16 protein-coding genes are annotated in these 17,711 nt (G+C 69.7%); all 16 read left to right on the top strand.

What is annotated here, in order from left to right:
* Positions 1 to 322: 322 nt before the first annotated feature.
* The 16 genes from thrB (at position 323) to atpA (ending at position 17,701) form a co-directional block, all read left to right on the top strand.
* Positions 323 to 1,252: a homoserine kinase gene (gene thrB / locus GFH48_RS13945; RefSeq protein WP_153288588.1), complete on the top strand. Its 930-nt coding sequence runs from the start codon at positions 323 to 325 to the stop codon at positions 1,250 to 1,252.
* Positions 1,253 to 1,640: 388 nt separating this feature from the next.
* Complete coding sequence (rho, locus tag GFH48_RS13940) at positions 1,641 to 3,719, top strand: transcription termination factor Rho (protein WP_153288587.1); 2,079 nt, start codon at positions 1,641 to 1,643, stop codon at positions 3,717 to 3,719.
* A 719-nt stretch (positions 3,720 to 4,438) separates the two neighbouring features.
* Complete coding sequence (locus GFH48_RS13935) at positions 4,439 to 5,575, top strand: LCP family protein (protein ID WP_153288586.1); 1,137 nt, start codon at positions 4,439 to 4,441, stop codon at positions 5,573 to 5,575.
* 237 nt (positions 5,576 to 5,812) lie between these two features.
* Positions 5,813 to 6,034: a 50S ribosomal protein L31 gene (gene rpmE, locus GFH48_RS13930; protein ID WP_148010473.1), complete on the top strand. Its 222-nt coding sequence runs from the start codon at positions 5,813 to 5,815 to the stop codon at positions 6,032 to 6,034.
* 173 nt (positions 6,035 to 6,207) lie between these two features.
* Positions 6,208 to 7,284, top strand: coding sequence for a peptide chain release factor 1 (gene prfA, locus GFH48_RS13925; protein ID WP_153288585.1), 1,077 nt, complete (start codon positions 6,208 to 6,210; stop codon positions 7,282 to 7,284).
* 79 nt (positions 7,285 to 7,363) lie between these two features.
* Entirely contained in the window at positions 7,364 to 8,203 is an 840-nt protein-coding gene (prmC, locus tag GFH48_RS13920) for a peptide chain release factor N(5)-glutamine methyltransferase (RefSeq protein WP_148010474.1), read from the top strand.
* 53 nt (positions 8,204 to 8,256) lie between these two features.
* Positions 8,257 to 8,904 carry an L-threonylcarbamoyladenylate synthase gene (locus tag GFH48_RS13915; RefSeq protein ID WP_153288584.1) on the top strand — a complete coding sequence of 216 codons (648 nt, stop codon included), beginning with the start codon at positions 8,257 to 8,259 and terminating at the stop codon, positions 8,902 to 8,904.
* A 52-nt stretch (positions 8,905 to 8,956) separates the two neighbouring features.
* Positions 8,957 to 9,604: an arsenate reductase/protein-tyrosine-phosphatase family protein gene (locus GFH48_RS13910; protein ID WP_153288583.1), complete on the top strand. Its 648-nt coding sequence runs from the start codon at positions 8,957 to 8,959 to the stop codon at positions 9,602 to 9,604.
* A 170-nt stretch (positions 9,605 to 9,774) separates the two neighbouring features.
* A complete protein-coding gene (locus tag GFH48_RS13905) occupies positions 9,775 to 11,016 on the top strand; it encodes a serine hydroxymethyltransferase (RefSeq protein ID WP_153288582.1) in 1,242 nt (413 codons plus the stop codon).
* Positions 11,017 to 11,142: 126 nt separating this feature from the next.
* A complete protein-coding gene (locus GFH48_RS13900) occupies positions 11,143 to 12,510 on the top strand; it encodes an MraY family glycosyltransferase (protein ID WP_153288581.1) in 1,368 nt (455 codons plus the stop codon).
* A gap of 285 nt (positions 12,511 to 12,795) precedes the next feature.
* Positions 12,796 to 13,233 carry a hypothetical protein gene (locus GFH48_RS13895; RefSeq protein WP_153288580.1) on the top strand — a complete coding sequence of 146 codons (438 nt, stop codon included), beginning with the start codon at positions 12,796 to 12,798 and terminating at the stop codon, positions 13,231 to 13,233.
* Positions 13,234 to 13,458: 225 nt separating this feature from the next.
* Positions 13,459 to 14,280: a F0F1 ATP synthase subunit A gene (atpB, locus tag GFH48_RS13890; RefSeq protein WP_153288579.1), complete on the top strand. Its 822-nt coding sequence runs from the start codon at positions 13,459 to 13,461 to the stop codon at positions 14,278 to 14,280.
* A 74-nt stretch (positions 14,281 to 14,354) separates the two neighbouring features.
* Complete coding sequence (atpE, locus tag GFH48_RS13885; RefSeq protein ID WP_031039373.1) at positions 14,355 to 14,585, top strand: ATP synthase F0 subunit C; 231 nt, start codon at positions 14,355 to 14,357, stop codon at positions 14,583 to 14,585.
* 40 nt (positions 14,586 to 14,625) lie between these two features.
* Positions 14,626 to 15,168 carry a F0F1 ATP synthase subunit B gene (locus GFH48_RS13880; RefSeq protein ID WP_153288578.1) on the top strand — a complete coding sequence of 181 codons (543 nt, stop codon included), beginning with the start codon at positions 14,626 to 14,628 and terminating at the stop codon, positions 15,166 to 15,168.
* Positions 15,165 to 15,986, top strand: coding sequence for a F0F1 ATP synthase subunit delta (locus GFH48_RS13875; protein ID WP_153288577.1), 822 nt, complete (start codon positions 15,165 to 15,167; stop codon positions 15,984 to 15,986). Before GFH48_RS13880 ends, GFH48_RS13875 begins: the two co-directional genes overlap by 4 nt.
* Before the next feature lie 125 nt (positions 15,987 to 16,111).
* A complete protein-coding gene (gene atpA / locus GFH48_RS13870; protein WP_153288576.1) occupies positions 16,112 to 17,701 on the top strand; it encodes a F0F1 ATP synthase subunit alpha in 1,590 nt (529 codons plus the stop codon).
* Positions 17,702 to 17,711 lie beyond the last annotated feature (10 nt).

Here is a 17,711-nt window from a genome sequence, read left to right as displayed (position 1 = left end):
AGCGCCGAAAAGCGGCGAAAGACGTCCATCGCGGCGAGCGTCCCTGAGGCGATCCGACCGGGGGTGCACGGGGGGCTTACGACACGCATCGTGCGCCTCCTGTGCGCCCTATGTCGCCACAGAACCTTCCTTCGATAGGCTGTACCGAACCCGCCCGCCGCATATGCCGCGGTGCCGCGCCGTCATTGCGGCCTCCGGGTCTTCCGTAGGCCTCGCAACCCATCGCAGTTCCTCGCAGAAGTCACCGCAGCAGTTCACCGCAGTTCCTCGCAGTTCATCGAGAATCTCGCACATCACGCAGCTCAAGGAGAGTCATCGAGCGATGGCCGGTCCAGCGTTCCGCGCCGCCGCCGTCCGGGTGCGCGTCCCCGCCACCAGCGCCAACCTCGGGCCGGGCTTCGACGCCTTCGGCCTGTCACTGGGGCTGTACGACGACGTGGTCGTCCGGGTGGCCGACACCGGGCTGCACATCGACATCGCGGGTGAGGGCAGCGAAACGCTGCCGCGCGACGAGAACCATCTCCTCGTACGCTCCCTGCGCACCGCTTTCGACCTGCTCGGCGGACAGCCGCGCGGCCTCGAGATCGTGTGCGCCAACCGCATTCCGCACGGGCGGGGTCTCGGTTCCTCCTCGGCCGCCATCTGCGCCGGAATCGTCGCCGCGCGCGCCGTGACCATAGGCGGCGACAGCAGGCTCGACGACTCCGCGCTGCTGGAACTCGCCACCGAGATCGAAGGGCATCCCGACAATGTCGCGGCCTGCCTGCTCGGTGGTTTCACGCTCTCCTGGATGGAGGCCGGAGCCGCGCGCGCGATCCGCATGGAACCCGCCGATTCCATCGTTCCGGTGGTTTTCGTACCGGGAAAGCCGGTGCTCACCGAGACCGCGCGCGGTCTGCTGCCCCGCACGGTCCCGCACGTCGACGCCGCCACGAACGCGGGCCGCGCCGCACTGCTCGTCGAGGCCCTCACCAGGCGCCCCGAGCTGCTGCTGCCCGCCACCGAGGACCGTCTGCACCAGGAGTACCGCGCCCCGGCGATGCCGGAGAGCGCCGCACTGGTGGAACGGCTGCGGGCCGACGGCATTCCCGCGGTGATCTCCGGCGCGGGCCCCACGGTGCTCGCGCTCGCCGACGCGGAATCGGCCGACAAAATCGCTGACCTCGCAGGTCAGGGCTGGGCCGCCAATCGACTGGACCTCGACGCCACGGGGGCGAGTGTGCTGCCGCTCGCGCCGACGGGTGTCCATTAAAAGCGCGCGGTCGCCGGATTTCGAGAGGGGGAATGTTTGTTGGATCCGGTAGTGTTAACCTCAAGTCTGCACCCGACCCCACCATGGCGAGGTGCATCGTGTCCCCGTCCGGGACAACCTTTCTTCCGGGAGCCTCCCAAACTGCTTTGTGCCATGCATTGGGTGCTATGCCCTGAGCAGTGCTGAGCACGCTCCGGAACCGGCGTGACCGTGCCGATGACACCGCAATTCAGTGCCACGGCTCCGGAATCGTCATCACCAGATATGTCTTCCGCCGCTGAGGCGGACCACCGCCCCGGCGCGGTCCACACCACAGGGACCAAAGCCGGACAGCACAACCGGTCGCCGAGCCAGACAGGCCGACGTCCGCTCCAGGGAAGGACCCTTCGTGAGCGACACCACCGATCTGATGGGCGCGCGTGTCGAGGAGACCGCTGCCGCGCCCGCCACGGACGCCTCTGCCGCGCCTGCCTCCGGTGCCGGCTCCCGGCGGCGCCGCGGTACCGGCCTCGACGGCATGGTGCTGGCCGAGCTTCAGCAGGTCGCGTCCGGCCTCGGCATCAGGGGCACCGCGCGGATGCGCAAGAGCCAGCTGATCGAGGTCATCAAGGAGGCGCAGGCGGGCGGTGCCCCGGCGCAGGCCGCCGACACCGCCGCCGAGGCCAAGCCGAAGCGCCGGGCCACCTCCAAGGCCCGTACCGGCGACGAGGCCGCCGCTGCCGACCAGAAGGCCGAGAAGGCCGCCGAGAAGGCCGTGGCCCAGCAGCAGATCGAGATCCCCGGCCAGCCCGCCGGAGGCCCCTCCCGCGCGAGCGAGGCCGAGCGTGACGACGCCCCCGTCGCGGAGCGTCGCCGGCGTCGCGCCGTCGCCGAGGCGGGCAGCCCCGAGACGGTCGCCGTCGAGGCGAAGAGCGAGCCGAAGGCCGACACGGCCGGCGAGGCCAAGGGCGACGCCGGTGACGGCGCCGACGGCCGCCAGGGGCGCCGTGACCGCCGGGACCGCGGCGAGCGCGGTGACCGCGAGCGCGGCGGACGTGAGCGCGACCGCCGCGGCGGCAAGGGCGACGAGCCGCAGCAGGGCCAGGCCGGCGGCGGACAGCAGCAGCAGCGTCCGGAGCGCCAGGACCGGCAGGACCGTCAGGACCGCCAGCAGCAGGGCGGCGGCCGTCAGGACCGTCAGGACCGCCAGCAGCGTGACAACGGCCCGCAGGACGACGACGACTTCGACGGTGGCCGCCGCGGCCGCCGCGGACGTTACCGCGACCGCCGTGGCCGTCGTGGCCGCGACGAGTTCGCGACCAACGAGCCGCAGCTCGCCGACGACGACGTCCTGATCCCGGTCGCGGGCATCCTGGACATCCTCGACAACTACGCGTTCATCCGCACCTCGGGCTACCTGCCGGGTCCGAACGACGTGTACGTCTCGCTGGCCCAGGTCCGCAAGAACGGTCTGCGCAAGGGTGACCACGTCACCGGCGCGGTTCGCCAGCCCAAGGACGGCGAGCGCCGCGAGAAGTTCAACGCGCTGGTCCGCCTGGACTCGACCAACGGCATGGCCCCCGACTCCGGGCGCGGCCGACCGGAGTTCAACAAGCTGACGCCGCTCTACCCGCAGGACCGGCTCCGCCTGGAGACCGACCCGGGCGTGCTGACGACCCGGATCATCGACCTCGTCGCGCCGATCGGCAAGGGCCAGCGCGGTCTGATCGTGGCTCCGCCGAAGACCGGCAAGACCATGATCATGCAGGCGATCGCCAACGCGATCACGCACAACAACCCCGAGTGCCACCTGATGGTCGTCCTGGTCGACGAGCGTCCGGAAGAGGTCACCGACATGCAGCGGTCGGTCAAGGGCGAGGTCATCTCCTCGACCTTCGACCGCCCGGCCGAGGACCACACCACGGTCGCCGAGCTCGCCATCGAGCGCGCCAAGCGCCTGGTGGAGCTGGGCCACGACGTCGTCGTGCTGCTCGACTCGATCACGCGTCTGGGCCGTGCGTACAACCTGGCGGCCCCCGCCTCCGGCCGCATCCTGTCCGGTGGTGTCGACTCGACCGCGCTGTACCCGCCGAAGCGCTTCTTCGGTGCCGCGCGCAACATCGAGGACGGCGGTTCGCTGACGATCCTGGCCACCGCGCTCGTCGACACCGGCTCGCGCATGGACGAGGTCATCTTCGAGGAGTTCAAGGGCACCGGCAACGCCGAGCTCAAGCTCGACCGGAAGCTCGCCGACAAGCGCATCTTCCCGGCGGTGGACGTCGACGCGTCCGGTACCCGTAAGGAAGAGATCCTGCTCGGCAGCGACGAGCTCGCGATCACCTGGAAGCTGCGCCGCGTGCTGCACGCGCTCGACCAGCAGCAGGCGATCGAGCTGCTGCTCGACAAGATGAAGCAGACGAAGTCGAACGCGGAGTTCCTTCTGCAGATCCAGAAGACGACGCCGTCGCCGGGCAACGGCAACGACTGAGCTCCGCACGACCGGTTCGCGCACGACTGAGGGCCGCCCCCGATCCCGGGGGCGGCCCTTCGTGCTGCCCGGCACCGGCGTCCGGTCCTGGCGGCGCCGATGTCCGGGCCTGTGCGGTCCGGCACCGTCGTCCGGTGCTGCGCGTCCGGCACCGGCGTCCGGGCCTGGCGGCACCGGCGTCCGGGCCGGCGGGTCCGGTCAGGCGCGTACGGACGGGTGGGTACGACCACGTGCGTCCGGCCGCACGCGCACGGCCAACGTGCCTGTCGCGGTGGGGACTTGAGCGGGTGGCGCGGGTGTCCTCGTCGGCGTGGACGCCCTCGCCGGGCGCGGGAGCCCGTGGGCGGAGGCGCGTACGGAACGGGGAGCGCGGGTGTCCGGGAGCGAGCACCGGCGGCCCGGTGACGCACGCGCTTCGTACCCGGTGCACCGAGAAGGCCCGTGACGAGACCTTCGCCACAAGGATCATGGTCGGTGCCGGTTTCGAGCGATGCCGTGTCCTCGGCCGAAAGAGCAGGTGAGCGCGGTGCCGCCGACCCGCGCCGAGCGTCCCGGGCGGGCGTCGCGGCAGGTGGCGGGCACACCGCGCTGTGCAACCCTTTGCCGAGTTTCCCCGTCTGACGGTACGGAGTGACCATGGAGAAGTACGTGTCACGACCGCGGACGGGCCTGGCCCTGACAGACAGGGGTAATCGACAGCAAGAGGACTGAGGGAGCACATGCCTGCCGAGAGCACGCCGGGACCCGGGACACCGGGCGAGTCCGGCACGAGCCGCCGCCACCGGGCGAAGGGCAGCCGCCGCAGGCCGCGGGGGGCGCGCCGCAAGGCCCTCCTCGTCACGGCCTGGACAGCGGCCGGCATCGTCGTGCTGGGCGGCACCGGCGTCGGGATCCTGTACTTCAAGCTCAACGACAACCTCAAGACCGTCGACATCAACCAGGCCCTCGGCGCGGACCGGCCCACGAAGGCCGACAACGGCTCCGAGAACATCCTGGTGCTGGGGTCCGACACGCGGGCCGGCGGCAACGAGAAGCTCGGCGGCGGCGTCGACGACGGCAGCGCCCGCTCGGACACGGCGATGGTCGTGCACGTGTACAAGGGCCACAAGAAGGCCAGTGTGGTCTCCATACCCCGCGACACCCTCGTCAGGCGCCCCTCCTGCACCGACGCCAAGGGCGTCACGCACGACGCCGCGACCGGCGTGATGTTCAACTCCGCGTACTCCACCGGGGGCGCCACCTGCGCCGTGAAGACCGTCGAGTCCCTGTCCGGCATCCGCATGGACCACTACGTCGAGGTCGACTTCAGCGGCTTCCAGAAGCTCATCGACGACCTCGGCGGTGTCTCGGTCACCACGACCAAGGCCATCAAGGACCCCGACAGCCACCTGAACCTGACGGCGGGCCCGCACAAGCTCGACGGCCGGCAGGCACTCGGTCTGGTCCGCACCCGGCACGGCGTCGGTGACGGCTCCGACCTCGGCCGCATCCAGCTCCAGCAGGCGTTCATCAAGGCCCTGGTCGACCAGGTCAAGCACCTCGGCGTCCTCACCAGCCCCACGAAGCTCTACCGGCTCGCCGACACCGCGACCAAGACCGTCACCACCGACTCCGACATCGGTTCCGTCAAGGACCTCGCGTCCTTCGCCGACGGCCTCAAGGGCATCGGCTCGTCGCACATGAACATGGTGACGATGCCGGTCCAGTACGACAGAGCGGACGCCAACCGCGTCCTGGTCGACGACGCCAAGGCCGAACTGGTCTGGAACGCCATCAAGGGCGACCGGGCGATTCCGAAGGGGGCCACCCAGGGCACCGCCACGGGCTCGGCGAAGGGCGTCGTGAACGCGTCCTGAGCCCCGTGCGCAGCCCGGAGCGGCTCCGTGCGCAGGCCCGGACCGGCTCCGTGCGCAGGCCCTGTTCGGGGCCGTGCACACGCCCTGAGCGGCCCGTACACATGCCCGGGAATAGATAATCCATCCCCCCGGTTTTGGGGGATGCGCCCAGTCCTGGCAGACTGGTACGTCGGCTCCGGTTCACGCACCCGCATCCCGCGGCGGCGACCCGGCGCCCTCCCGAAACTAGGAGACACCTTGAAGCGCGAGATCCACCCCGAGTACGTCGAGACCCAGGTCAGCTGCACCTGTGGCGCGTCGTTCACCACCCGCAGCACGATCGAGTCCGGCACCATCCGTGCCGAGGTCTGCTCCGAGTGCCACCCGTTCTACACGGGCAAGCAGAAGATCCTCGACACCGGTGGCCGCGTGGCCCGCTTCGAGGCCCGCTTCGGCAAGGCTGCAGCTGCCAAGAAGTAGCGAGCCCACAGCGCCGGTCTCCGGCGTCCCCGGCACGGGGGCGCCGGGACCGGCGCTTTGCGGTGCAGCCCCTTTCCCCGGGTTCCCGACCTCGTTCGGACCGGGGGACCCCCACGCCGTACCTACGTCCCCGAGCCCGTCACGGAGCGGGGGACAGTCCATTGGAGCCGGAGATGTTCGAGGCGGTCGAGGAACTCATCGGTGAGCACGCCGATCTGGAGAAGAAGCTCGCTGACCCGTCGGTCCACGCCGATCAGGCCAACGCGCGCAAGCTGAACAAGCGCTACGCCGAGCTGACCCCGATCGTCGCGACGTACCGCTCCTGGAAGCAGACCGGGGACGACATCGGGACCGCGAAGGAGTTCGCGGCCGACGACCCCGACTTCGCCGCCGAGGTCAAGGAGCTGGAGAAGCAGCGCGAGGAGCTCACCGAGAAGCTCCGGCTGCTGCTGGTCCCGCGCGACCCCAGCGACGACAAGGACGTCATCCTGGAGATCAAGGCCGGCGCCGGCGGCGACGAGTCCGCGCTCTTCGCCGGTGACCTGCTGCGCATGTACCTGCGCTACGCCGAGCGCATCGGCTGGAAGACCGAGATCATCGACTCCACCGAGTCCGAGCTCGGCGGCTACAAGGACGTCCAGGTCGCGGTGAAGACCAAGGGCGGCCAGGGCGCCACCGAGCCGGGGCAGGGCGTCTGGGCGCGCCTGAAGTACGAGGGAGGCGTGCACCGCGTGCAGCGCGTGCCGTCCACCGAGTCGCAGGGCCGCATCCACACCTCCGCGGCCGGTGTGCTGGTCACACCGGAGGCCGAGGAGGTCGACGTCGAGATCCACGCGAACGATCTGCGCATCGACGTCTACCGCTCCTCCGGACCCGGCGGCCAGTCCGTGAACACGACCGACTCCGCGGTGCGCATCACGCACATTCCCACCGGAGTCGTCGCCTCCTGCCAGAACGAGAAGAGCCAGCTGCAGAACAAGGAGCAGGCGATGCGTATCCTGCGCTCCAGGCTCCTCGCGGCGGCGCAGGAGGAAGCGGAACGGGAGGCCGCGGACGTCCGCCGCAGTCAGGTCCGTACCGTCGACCGCTCCGAGAAGATCCGTACGTACAACTTCCCGGAGAACCGCATCTCGGACCACCGCGTCGGATTCAAGGCGTACAACTTGGACCAGGTCCTCGACGGCGACCTCGACGCGATGATCCAGGCCTGCGTCGACGCGGACTCGGCGGCCAAACTCGCCGCCGCGTAAGAAGCTCACGACAACAGCTCAGCCCCGGAGGACCAGCGTGCAGCAACATCTTGGGGGGCGACCCCCGAACCCCCGCGGCGTGCTGCTCGCGGAAGTGGCCCAGGCCACCCAGCGGCTGGCCGACGCCGGCGTGCCCTCACCGCGCAACGACGCGGAGGAGCTCGCCGCCTTCGTGCACGGCGTGAAGCGGGGCGAGCTGCACACCGTCAAGGACGCGGACTTCGACGCCCGCTACTGGGAGGTGATCGCGCGCCGCGAGGCCCGCGAGCCGCTCCAGCACATCACCGGGCACGCCTACTTCCGCTATCTGGAGCTCCAGGTCGGCCCCGGCGTCTTCGTGCCCCGCCCGGAGACCGAGTCCGTGGTCGGCTGGGCGATAGACGCCGTCCGCGCGATGGACGTCGTCGAACCGCTGATCGTCGACCTCTGCACCGGCTCCGGCGCCATCGCGCTCGCCCTCGCCCAGGAGGTCCCGCGCTCCCGCGTACACGCCGTGGAGCTGTCCGAGGACGCCCTGCGGTGGACGCGCAAGAACGTCGAGGGGTCCAGGGTCGACCTGCGCCAGGGAGACGCCCTGGAGGCCTTCCGGGACCTCGACGGGCAGGTGGACCTGGTGATCTCCAACCCGCCGTACATCCCCCTCACCGAGTGGGAGTACGTGGCGCCGGAGGCCCGGGACCACGATCCCGAACTCGCCCTGTTCTCCGGCGAGGACGGACTCGACCTCATCCGCGGCATCGAGCGCACCGCCCACCGGCTGCTGCGCCCCGGCGGGGTCGTCGTCGTCGAGCACGCCGACACCCAGGGCGGACAGGTGCCGTGGATCTTCACCGAGGAGCGGGGCTGGGCCGACGCGGCCGACCACCCGGACCTCAACAACCGGCCGCGGTTCGCGACCGCCCGCAAGGCGATGCCGTGATGACGCGCATCCCCTTCCCCAGCCAGCAGTACGTGTACGAGGAGGCCCGCTAAATGGCACGGCGATACGACACCAACGACGCGACCGACCGCACGACCGGTCTGCGTGAGGCCGCGTCCGCCGTCCGCCGTGGCGAGCTGGTGGTCCTCCCGACGGACACGGTCTACGGCATCGGTGCCGACGCGTTCACCTCGGAGGCCGTCGCCGATCTGCTCGACGCCAAGGGCCGCGGCCGCAACATGCCCACCCCTGTCCTCATCGGCTCCCCGAACACCCTGCACGGACTCGTCACGGACTTCTCCGAGATGGCCTGGGAGCTCGTCGACGCGTTCTGGCCGGGCGCCCTGACGCTCGTCGCCAGGCACCAGCCGTCCCTCCAGTGGGACCTCGGGGACACCCGGGGCACCGTGGCCGTGCGCATGCCGCTGCACCCGGTCGCCATCGAACTGCTCACGGAGGTCGGCCCGATGGCCGTCTCCTCCGCGAACCTCACCGGCCACCCGGCGCCGGAGGACTGCGACGCCGCGCAGAACATGCTCGGGGACTCCGTCTCCGTCTACCTGGACGGCGGTCCGACCCCCGGCAACGTGCCCTCCTCGATCGTGGACGTGACCGGCAAGGTGCCCGTGCTGCTGCGCGCCGGGGCGCTGTCGGCGGAGGAGCTGCGGAAGGTCGTGCCCGACCTCGAGGTGGCGAATTGACAGCCCCTGACTCCCCCAGGCACCAGGCCCCCCTCGACCAGGGGGCACCCCCATGCGTGGCATAGGCACGGGGAGCGCGGGGTCCAACGGTTCTCCCGGGGGGTCCTTCCGCATCCTCCACGTCAGCACCGGCAACGTGTGCCGCTCGCCGATCACCGAGCGGCTGACCCGGCATGCCCTCGCGGACCGGCTCGGCGACCCCCTGTGGGGCGGCCTGATCGTGGAGAGCGCGGGCACCTGGGGCCACGAGGGCGCGCCCATGGAGGCGAACGCGGAGACGGTCCTCGCGGACTTCGGCGCGGACGCCACGGGCTTCGTCGGCCGTGAACTCCTCGACGACCACGTCATCCGGGCCGACCTGGTCCTGACGGCCACCCGCGACCACCGCGCCCAGGTCATCTCCATGGGCCACTCGGCGGGTCTGCGCACCTTCACGCTGAAGGAGTTCACCCGTCTCGTGAGGGCCATAGACACCGCGACGCTGCCCCCGCTGGAGGACGGCGTGGTCGAACGCGCCCGTGCCCTGGTGCGGGCCGCCGCGGCGCTGCGCGGGTGGCTGCTGGCCCCGACGGCGGAGGCGGACGAGGTGTACGACCCGTACGGCGCGCCGCTGCCCTTCTTCCGGTCCATCGGGGACGAGATCAACGAGGCGCTCGACCCGGTCGTGACGGCGCTGACGGGCGTGCGGGCGAGCGCCTGACCCGGGCGCCCGGCAGGGGCGTGGGACGCGGCCGGCCGGCCCGCGCGGCGCCGGCCGAGGTGCGGCGGGGGCGAGACCGGGCGGTCACGGGATCGCGGTTCTACATTGGACGTAGCGCATCTCGCCGCCCAGGACGTGGCGCACCCCCCTGCCGAGGTCCGGAGAACACCATGCCGGTCACACACACGCTGGAAGCGGATGTCCTGCGCCGCCAGGACCCGGAACTCGCCGAGATCCTGCTCGGGGAGCTGGTGCGGCAGTCGACGTCGTTGCAGCTGATCGCGGCCGAGAACTTCACCTCGCCGGCCGTGCTGGCCGCACTCGGCTCGCCGCTCGCCAACAAGTACGCCGAGGGATACCCCGGCGCCCGCCACCACGGCGGCTGCGAGATCGTCGACGTCGCCGAACGGGTGGCCGTGGAGCGCGCCGGGGCCCTGTTCGGCGCCGATCACGCGAATGTGCAGTCCCACTCCGGGTCCTCGGCCGTGCTGGCCGCGTACGCCGCGCTGCTGCGACCCGGCGACACCGTGCTCGCCATGGGGCTGCCCTTCGGCGGTCACCTCACGCACGGGTCGCCCGCGAACTTCTCCGGCCGCTGGTTCGACTTCGTCGGCTACGGGGTGGAGCCGGAGTCCGGGCGGATCGACTACGCGCAGGTGCGGACGCTGGCGCGGGCCCACCGCCCCAAGGCCATCGTCTGCGGTTCCATCTCCTATCCCCGGCACATCGACTACGCGCTCTTCCGGGAGATCGCCGACGAGGTCGGCGCCCATCTCATCGCCGACGCCGCCCATCCCATCGGGCTGGTCGCCGGGGGAGCGGCGCCCAGTCCGGTGCCGTACGCCGACGTGGTCTGCGCGACGACCCACAAGGTGCTGCGCGGGCCGCGGGGCGGCATGATCCTGTGCGGCGCGGAACTGGCCGAGCGCGTCGACCGCGCCGTGTTCCCGTTCACCCAGGGCGGTGCGCAGATGCACACGATCGCCGCCAAGGCCGTCGCGTTCGGCGAGGCCGCGACGCCCGCGTTCACGGCGTACGCCCATCAGGTGGTCGTCAACGCGCGGGCACTGGGCGAGCGGCTGGCCGCGGAGGGACTCGCCCTGACCACGGGCGGTACTGACACCCACATGCTGATCGCCGACCCGGCGCCGTTCGGCCTCGACGGGCGCACCGCACGCGGGCGGCTCGCCGCCGCCGGAATGGTCCTCGACACCTGTGCGCTGCCTCACGGGGAGACGCGGGGTCTGCGGCTGGGCACCGCGGCGATGACCACGCAGGGCATGGGCGAAGTGGAGATGGCGCAGGTCGCGGCGGTGTTCGCGGCCGTGCTGCGAGGTGCGAAGGACAGCAGGACCGCGCGTGAAGAAGTGCGGGAGCTCACCGGAAGATTTCCGCCCTATCCGGACCTCTGAGGGGTACACGCACTCGTGTGCACAGCCAGTCGTGCAACCATCGTCGCTACCCGGAAGTCCTCAACCGTATGCGCACATCGCTAGGGTGTGGGGCTGAGATGGCCAGCGAGACCTGTGGGGAAGCCCGTGCGTGAATATCTGCTGACGCTCTGTGTCACAGCCGCGGTGACGTATCTGCTGACCGGGCCGGTACGGAAGTTCGCGATCGTGGCCGGAGCCATGCCGCAGATCCGGGCACGGGACGTGCACCGGGAACCCACACCGCGGCTCGGCGGCATCGCGATGTTCTTCGGCCTGTGCGCCGGACTGCTGGTCGCCGACCACCTGAGGAACCTCAACGCGGTCTTCTCGAATTCCAACGAGCCGCGCGCGCTGCTCTCCGGGGCGGCGCTGATCTGGCTGATCGGCGTGCTCGACGACAAGTTCGAGATCGACGCCCTGATCAAGCTGGGCGGTCAGATGATCGCCGCGGGTGTGATGGTCATGCAGGGTCTGACGATCCTGTGGCTGCCGATCCCCGGTGTCGGCCTGGTGGCCCTCACCCAGTGGCAGGGCACCCTGCTGACGGTGGCGCTGGTGGTCATCACGATCAACGCCGTGAACTTCGTCGACGGGCTGGACGGGCTCGCCGCGGGGATGGTGTGCATCGCCTCCGCCGCGTTCTTCCTGTACGCCTACCGGATCTGGTACTCGTACGGCATCGAGGCGGCCGCCCCGGCGACGCTGTTCGCGGCGATCCTGATGGGCATGTGCCTGGGCTTCCTGCCGCACAACATGCATCCCGCCCGGATCTTCATGGGCGACTCCGGGTCGATGCTCATCGGGCTGGTGCTGGCGGCCGGCGCGATCTCCATCACCGGGCAGATCGACCCCGACGTGATGAACCTGTTCTCCGGCTCCGAGCGCAACACCGTCCACCAGACGGTGCCCGTCTTCATCCCGCTGCTGCTGCCGCTGACGATCATCGCCATCCCGGCCGCCGACCTCGTGCTCGCCATCGTGCGGCGCACCTGGCGCGGGCAGTCGCCGTTCGCCGCCGACCGCGGGCATCTGCACCACCGTCTGCTGGAGGTCGGCCACTCGCACAGCCGGGCCGTGCTCATCATGTACTTCTGGTCGGCGCTCATCGCCTTCGGCGCCCTGGCCTACTCGGTGAACTCGGGAGCCATGTGGAGCGTGCTCGGGATCGCGGCGCTCAGCGCGGTCGGTCTCGTGCTGCTCCTGCTGCCGCGCTTCACACCCCGTGCCCCGCGCTGGGCCGAGCACCTGGTGCCGCCGCGCTACCGGCGCCGTCGCGCCGCCGCCTCGGCGCTCCCGGAGGACGGGGCCGCGGAGCCGGCCACGCAGGGGACCGAGGCCGCGCGCGCGAGGGAGGACACCGACCGGTCGGAGCGTGCCCCGGTCGTCGTCGGAGTCTCAGGAGTCAACGGGGCGACGGCAATTGGCACCCGTGCGCGGGTGCTGGACCGCCGTGGAGCCGAAAGTTCACGCTGACGCAAAGTAAGAATTGTGCAAGAGACGGCGATGGCAAACCGCTGCAATACCAGACAAGTTGCCCGCTATTTTGCACAGACGCGCAGGTTCACTCTCATGTGTGACAGCGAGCACACCATCTAGGTAAAGACCGCATCAAATAGTTTGTGATACGGTTCACGAGAACCCGGGGTGGAGCCGAAGGACCGCAGTGAGACGGCCCCTTGGCGTGAGGATCCCTCTCTACCCGGGACTACGCTCGTCCATGACGACACCCTGCCCCCCTGAGCAAGCGGAGCTGCCGCCATGCCGTCCAATGACGCCCGGATTCTCCTTCAGGCCGCCGTGCCCACAGCTGCCGTCGGCGCGATCGCCGCCGTGGTCAGCGGTGTGGTCGCCGGTGGCAAGGGAGCACTCGGGGCGGTCGTCGCGACGCTGGTCGTGATCCTGTTCATGGGCATCGGGCTCTACGTTCTGCAGCGCACCGCCAAATCGCTTCCGCACCTGTTCCAGGCGATGGGCCTCCTGCTCTACACGGCACAGATTCTTCTGCTGTTCATCTTCGTCGCCGCGTTCAAGAACACGACGCTGTTCAACCCCAAGGCCTTCGCGATCACCCTGGTCGCCACCACGCTCGCGTGGATCGGCGCACAGGCGCGTGCCCATATGAACGCCAAGATCCTGTATGTCGAGCCCGACTCCGCGAAGGGCGACAAGCCCGAAAAAACGGGGCACTCGTCGTGAGGGGTAGGGCCGGGATAAGTGCCTGTAGGAGATCCTGCTATCGTCCGGTGCCAACTGCGGCATCGCGGGCGCGGGCATCTGAGCTGACGCCTGCTCAATCGCGAGGCTTGATGCCCCACAGCCGCCCTCCCATCCGTAACACCAGTCCAGTGCCGAACCGCGGCTGTGCGCCGCGCCGACACAACGAGGTTGCCGTACCTATGCGCCACGCTGAAGGAGCCCGCGGTGAGTGCTGACCCGACGCAGGTGCTCGCCTTCGAGACCGACTGCCACATCTTCGACGGCTGTGGATTCCCGGCTCCCGGCCTGCACTCGTTCCTGTTCAAGCCCCTCTTGGGCGACGGGGACAGCAACTTGTACTTCAACAAGACGATGCTGCTGGCGCTGCTCGGCTCGATCATCATCGTCGGCTTCTTCTGGGCCGCCTTCCGTAAGCCGAAGGTCGTCCCGGGCAAGCTCCAGATGGTCGCCGAGACGGGCTACGACTTCGTCCGGCGCGGCATCGTCTACGAGACCATCGGCAAGAAGGAAGGCGAGAAGTACGTACCGCTCGTCGTCTCGCTCTTCTTCTTCGTCTGGATGATGAACCTCTGGTCGATCGTGCCGCTCGCCCAGTTCCCGGTCACGTCGATCATCTCGTACCCCTTGGTGCTCGCCCTGATCGTCTATGTCCTGTGGGTCTCGCTGACCTTCAAGCGGCATGGCTTCGTCGGCGCCCTCAAGAACTTCACGGGATACGACAAGTCGCTCGGCCCCGTGCTGCCGCTGGCCATGCTCATCGAGTTCTTCTCGAACCTGATCGTCAGGCCCTTCACGCACGCGGTGCGACTCTTCGCGAACATGTTCGCCGGCCACACCCTGCTGCTGCTGTTCACGATCGCCAGCTGGTACCTGCTCAACGGCATCGGGATCGCCTACGCCAGCGTCTCGTTCATCATGGTCCTCGTCATGACGGCCTTCGAGCTGTTCATCCAGGCCCTGCAGGCGTACGTGTTCGTGCTGCTGACCTGCTCCTTCATCCAGGGCGCGCTGGCCGAGCACCACTGAGCGCCTCCCCTCTCGACCCCGCAGTCGTCCGGTGGCCAACCCCCACCGGTCCGTAAAGAAAAGGAAGAACTGGCATGTCCCAGACCCTTGCCGCTGTCTCCGGCTCGCTCGGCTCGATCGGTTACGGCCTCGCGGCCATCGGCCCCGGCGTCGGCGTCGGCATCATCTTCGGTAACGGCACCCAGGCGCTCGCCCGCCAGCCTGAGGCCGCCGGTCTGATCCGCGCCAACCAGATCCTCGGCTTCGCCTTCTGTGAGGCGCTCGCCCTCATCGGTCTGGTCATGCCGTTCGTCTACGGCGTGTGACGTCGGATTCACGTCAGCCCACTAGACGAAAGGCACTGATATGAGCCAGCTGCTCATTCTGGCGGCCGAGCAGGAGAACCCGCTCGTCCCGCCGATCCCTGAGCTTGTCATCGGCCTGATCGCCTTCGTCATCGTCTTCGGCTTCCTCGCCAAGAAGCTCCTTCCGAACATCAACAAGGTTCTGGACGAGCGCCGCGAGGCCATCGAGGGCGGTATCGAGAAGGCCGAGGCCGCTCAGACCGAGGCCCAGAGCGTGCTGGAGCAGTACAAGGCCCAGCTCGCCGAAGCCCGGCACGAGGCCGCGCGGCTGCGCCAGGAGGCGCAGGAGCAGGGCGCCACGCTCATCGCCGAGATGCGCGCGGAAGGCCAGCGGCAGCGTGAGGAGATCATCGCCGCCGGCCACTCGCAGATCGAGGCCGACCGCAAGGCCGCTTCCCAGGCACTGCGCCAGGACGTGGGCAAGCTCGCCACCGACCTGGCCGGCAAGCTCGTCGGTGAGTCCCTCGAGGACCACGCCCGGCAGAGCCGCGTCATCGACCGCTTCCTCGACGAGCTCGAGGAGAAGGCCGAGGCGACTCGATGACAGCGCACGGAGCGAGCCGCGAGGCATTCGCTGCAGCCCGTGAGCGTCTCGACGCGCTGACGGACTCGACGTCCGTGGACGCGGCACGGCTCGGCGACGAGCTGGCCGCCGTCACCGCACTGCTCGACCGCGAGGTGTCACTGCGTCGGGTCCTGACCGACCCGGCGCAGCCCGGTGAGGCCAAGGCCGAGCTGGCCCAGCGCCTGCTGGGCGGCCAGGTCGGCGGCCCGGCCGCGGACCTGGTGGCCGGCCTGGTGCGTTCGCGCTGGTCGCAGTCGCGCAACCTGGTGGACACGCTGGAGGAGCTGGCGAACATCGCCGACCTCACGGCTGCCCAGCGGGCGAACACGCTCGACGACGTCGAGGACGAGCTGTTCCGGTTCGGCCGGATCGTCGCCTCGAACACGGAGCTGCGTGCCGCGCTGACCGACCGCGCCGCCTCGAAGGCGGCCAAGAGCGAGCTGCTGCGCAGCCTGCTCGGCGGCCGTGCCGACGCGACCACCGAGCGTCTGGTGACGCGCCTTGTGACCGCGCCGCGTGGACGTAGCCTGGAGTCGGGACTCGAGTCCCTGTCCAAGCTCGCCGCCGAGCGCCGGGACCGCATGGTCGCCGTCGTCACCTCGGCGGTCCCGCTGAGCGACGGCCAGAAGCAGCGCCTCGGCGCCGCCCTGGCGAAGCTCTACGGGCGCTCGATGCACCTCAACCTCGACGTGGACCCCGAGGTCCTCGGCGGGATCCGGGTGCAGGTCGGTGACGAGATCATCAACGGCGCCATCGCGGACCGGCTCGACGACGCCGGCCGCCGCATGGCCGGCTAGCAGCAACTCCATACACGCAACACGTTGTACTTACGGCCCTGGTTGGGCCGTGCAGAGGATTCCTGGGGACTGACCCCAGACCCCCAAGAACACTTCGGGCCCAACAAGGAGAGCAGGGAACCCAGATGGCGGAGCTCACGATCCGGCCGGAGGAGATCCGGGACGCGCTGGAGAACTTTGTCCAGTCGTACCAGCCGGACGCGGCCTCGCGCGAGGAGGTCGGTACGGTCACCGTCGCCGGCGACGGTATTGCCAAGATCGAGGGTCTTCCCTCGGCGATGGCGAACGAGCTGCTGAAGTTCGAGGACGGGACCCTCGGTCTCGCGCTGAACCTGGAAGAGCGCGAGATCGGTGCGGTCGTCCTCGGCGAGTTCAGCGGTATCGAGGAGGGCCAGCCGGTGCACCGCACCGGTGAGGTGCTGTCCGTCGCCGTGGGCGAGGGCTACCTCGGCCGCGTCGTCGACCCGCTCGGCAACCCGATCGACGGCCTCGGCGAGATCGAGACGTCCGGCCGCCGCGCCCTCGAGCTGCAGGCCCCGGGCGTCATGGTCCGCAAGTCGGTGCACGAGCCGATGGAGACCGGCTACAAGGCCGTCGACGCGATGACCCCGGTCGGCCGTGGCCAGCGTCAGCTGATCATCGGTGACCGTCAGACCGGCAAGACCGCGCTGGCCGTCGACACGATCATCAACCAGCGCGACAACTGGCGCTCGGGCGACCCGAAGAAGCAGGTCCGCTGCATCTACGTCGCCATCGGTCAGAAGGGCTCCACCATCGCCTCCGTGCGAGGTGCCCTGGAAGAGGCCGGCGCGCTCGAGTACACGACCATCGTCGCCGCCCCGGCGTCCGACCCGGCCGGCTTCAAGTACCTGGCGCCGTACACCGGTTCGGCCATCGGCCAGCACTGGATGTACGACGGCAAGCACGTCCTCATCATCTTCGACGACCTCTCGAAGCAGGCCGACGCCTACCGCGCCGTGTCCCTGCTGCTGCGCCGTCCGCCGGGGCGTGAGGCCTACCCCGGTGACGTCTTCTACCTGCACTCCCGTCTGCTGGAGCGCTGCGCGAAGCTCTCCGACGAGATGGGCGCCGGTTCGATGACGGGTCTGCCGATCGTCGAGACCAAGGCGAACGACGTGTCGGCGTTCATCCCGACCAACGTCATCTCCATCACCGACGGCCAGTGCTTCCTGGAGTCCGACCTGTTCAACGCCGGCCAGCGTCCGGCCCTGAACGTCGGTATCTCGGTCTCCCGCGTCGGTGGCTCCGCCCAGCACAAGGCGATGAAGCAGGTCTCCGGCCGGCTCCGTCTCGACCTCGCCCAGTACCGTGAGCTGGAGGCGTTCGCCGCCTTCGGTTCCGACCTGGACGCCGCGTCGAAGTCGCAGCTGGAGCGCGGTCAGCGTCTGGTCGAGCTGCTCAAGCAGCCGCAGTACCAGCCGATGCCGACCGAGGACCAGGTCGTCTCCGTCTGGGCCGGTACCACCGGCAAGATGGACGACGTACCGGTCTCCGACGTCCGCCGCTTCGAGAAGGAGCTCCTGGAGTTCCTGCACCGCAAGGAGCAGGGCCTCATGACCTCCATCAAGGAGGGCGGCAAGATGTCGGACGACACCCTCACCGCCGTCGCGGACGCCATCGCGGACTTCAAGAAGCAGTTCGAGACCTCGGACGGGAAGCTTCTCGGCGAGGACGCTCCGGCCGCCGCCAAGTGACGTAAGGAAG

Source organism: Streptomyces fagopyri (genome assembly GCF_009498275.1).
GTDB lineage: Bacteria > Actinomycetota > Actinomycetes > Streptomycetales > Streptomycetaceae > Streptomyces > Streptomyces fagopyri.
Note: the sequence above shows the minus strand (reverse complement) of the source record. Positions and strands in the feature narration are given on the sequence as shown.

What these genes read in the sequence shown, in the direction of transcription:
- GFH48_RS13935 (WP_153288586.1), top strand. Translation starts at nt 4,439, where the DNA reads ATGCCTGCCGAGAGCACGCCGGGACCCGGGACACCGGGCGAGTCCGGC.
- prfA (WP_153288585.1), top strand. Translation starts at nt 6,208, where the DNA reads ATGTTCGAGGCGGTCGAGGAACTCATCGGTGAGCACGCCGATCTGGAG.
- atpA (WP_153288576.1), top strand. Translation starts at nt 16,112, where the DNA reads ATGGCGGAGCTCACGATCCGGCCGGAGGAGATCCGGGACGCGCTGGAG.
- GFH48_RS13880 (WP_153288578.1), top strand. Translation starts at nt 14,626, where the DNA reads ATGAGCCAGCTGCTCATTCTGGCGGCCGAGCAGGAGAACCCGCTCGTC.
- GFH48_RS13895 (WP_153288580.1), top strand. Translation starts at nt 12,796, where the DNA reads ATGCCGTCCAATGACGCCCGGATTCTCCTTCAGGCCGCCGTGCCCACA.
- atpE (WP_031039373.1), top strand. Translation starts at nt 14,355, where the DNA reads ATGTCCCAGACCCTTGCCGCTGTCTCCGGCTCGCTCGGCTCGATCGGT.
- thrB (WP_153288588.1), top strand. Translation starts at nt 323, where the DNA reads ATGGCCGGTCCAGCGTTCCGCGCCGCCGCCGTCCGGGTGCGCGTCCCC.
- GFH48_RS13915 (WP_153288584.1), top strand. Translation starts at nt 8,257, where the DNA reads ATGGCACGGCGATACGACACCAACGACGCGACCGACCGCACGACCGGT.
- GFH48_RS13910 (WP_153288583.1), top strand. Translation starts at nt 8,957, where the DNA reads ATGCGTGGCATAGGCACGGGGAGCGCGGGGTCCAACGGTTCTCCCGGG.
- GFH48_RS13905 (WP_153288582.1), top strand. Translation starts at nt 9,775, where the DNA reads ATGCCGGTCACACACACGCTGGAAGCGGATGTCCTGCGCCGCCAGGAC.
- GFH48_RS13875 (WP_153288577.1), top strand. Translation starts at nt 15,165, where the DNA reads ATGACAGCGCACGGAGCGAGCCGCGAGGCATTCGCTGCAGCCCGTGAG.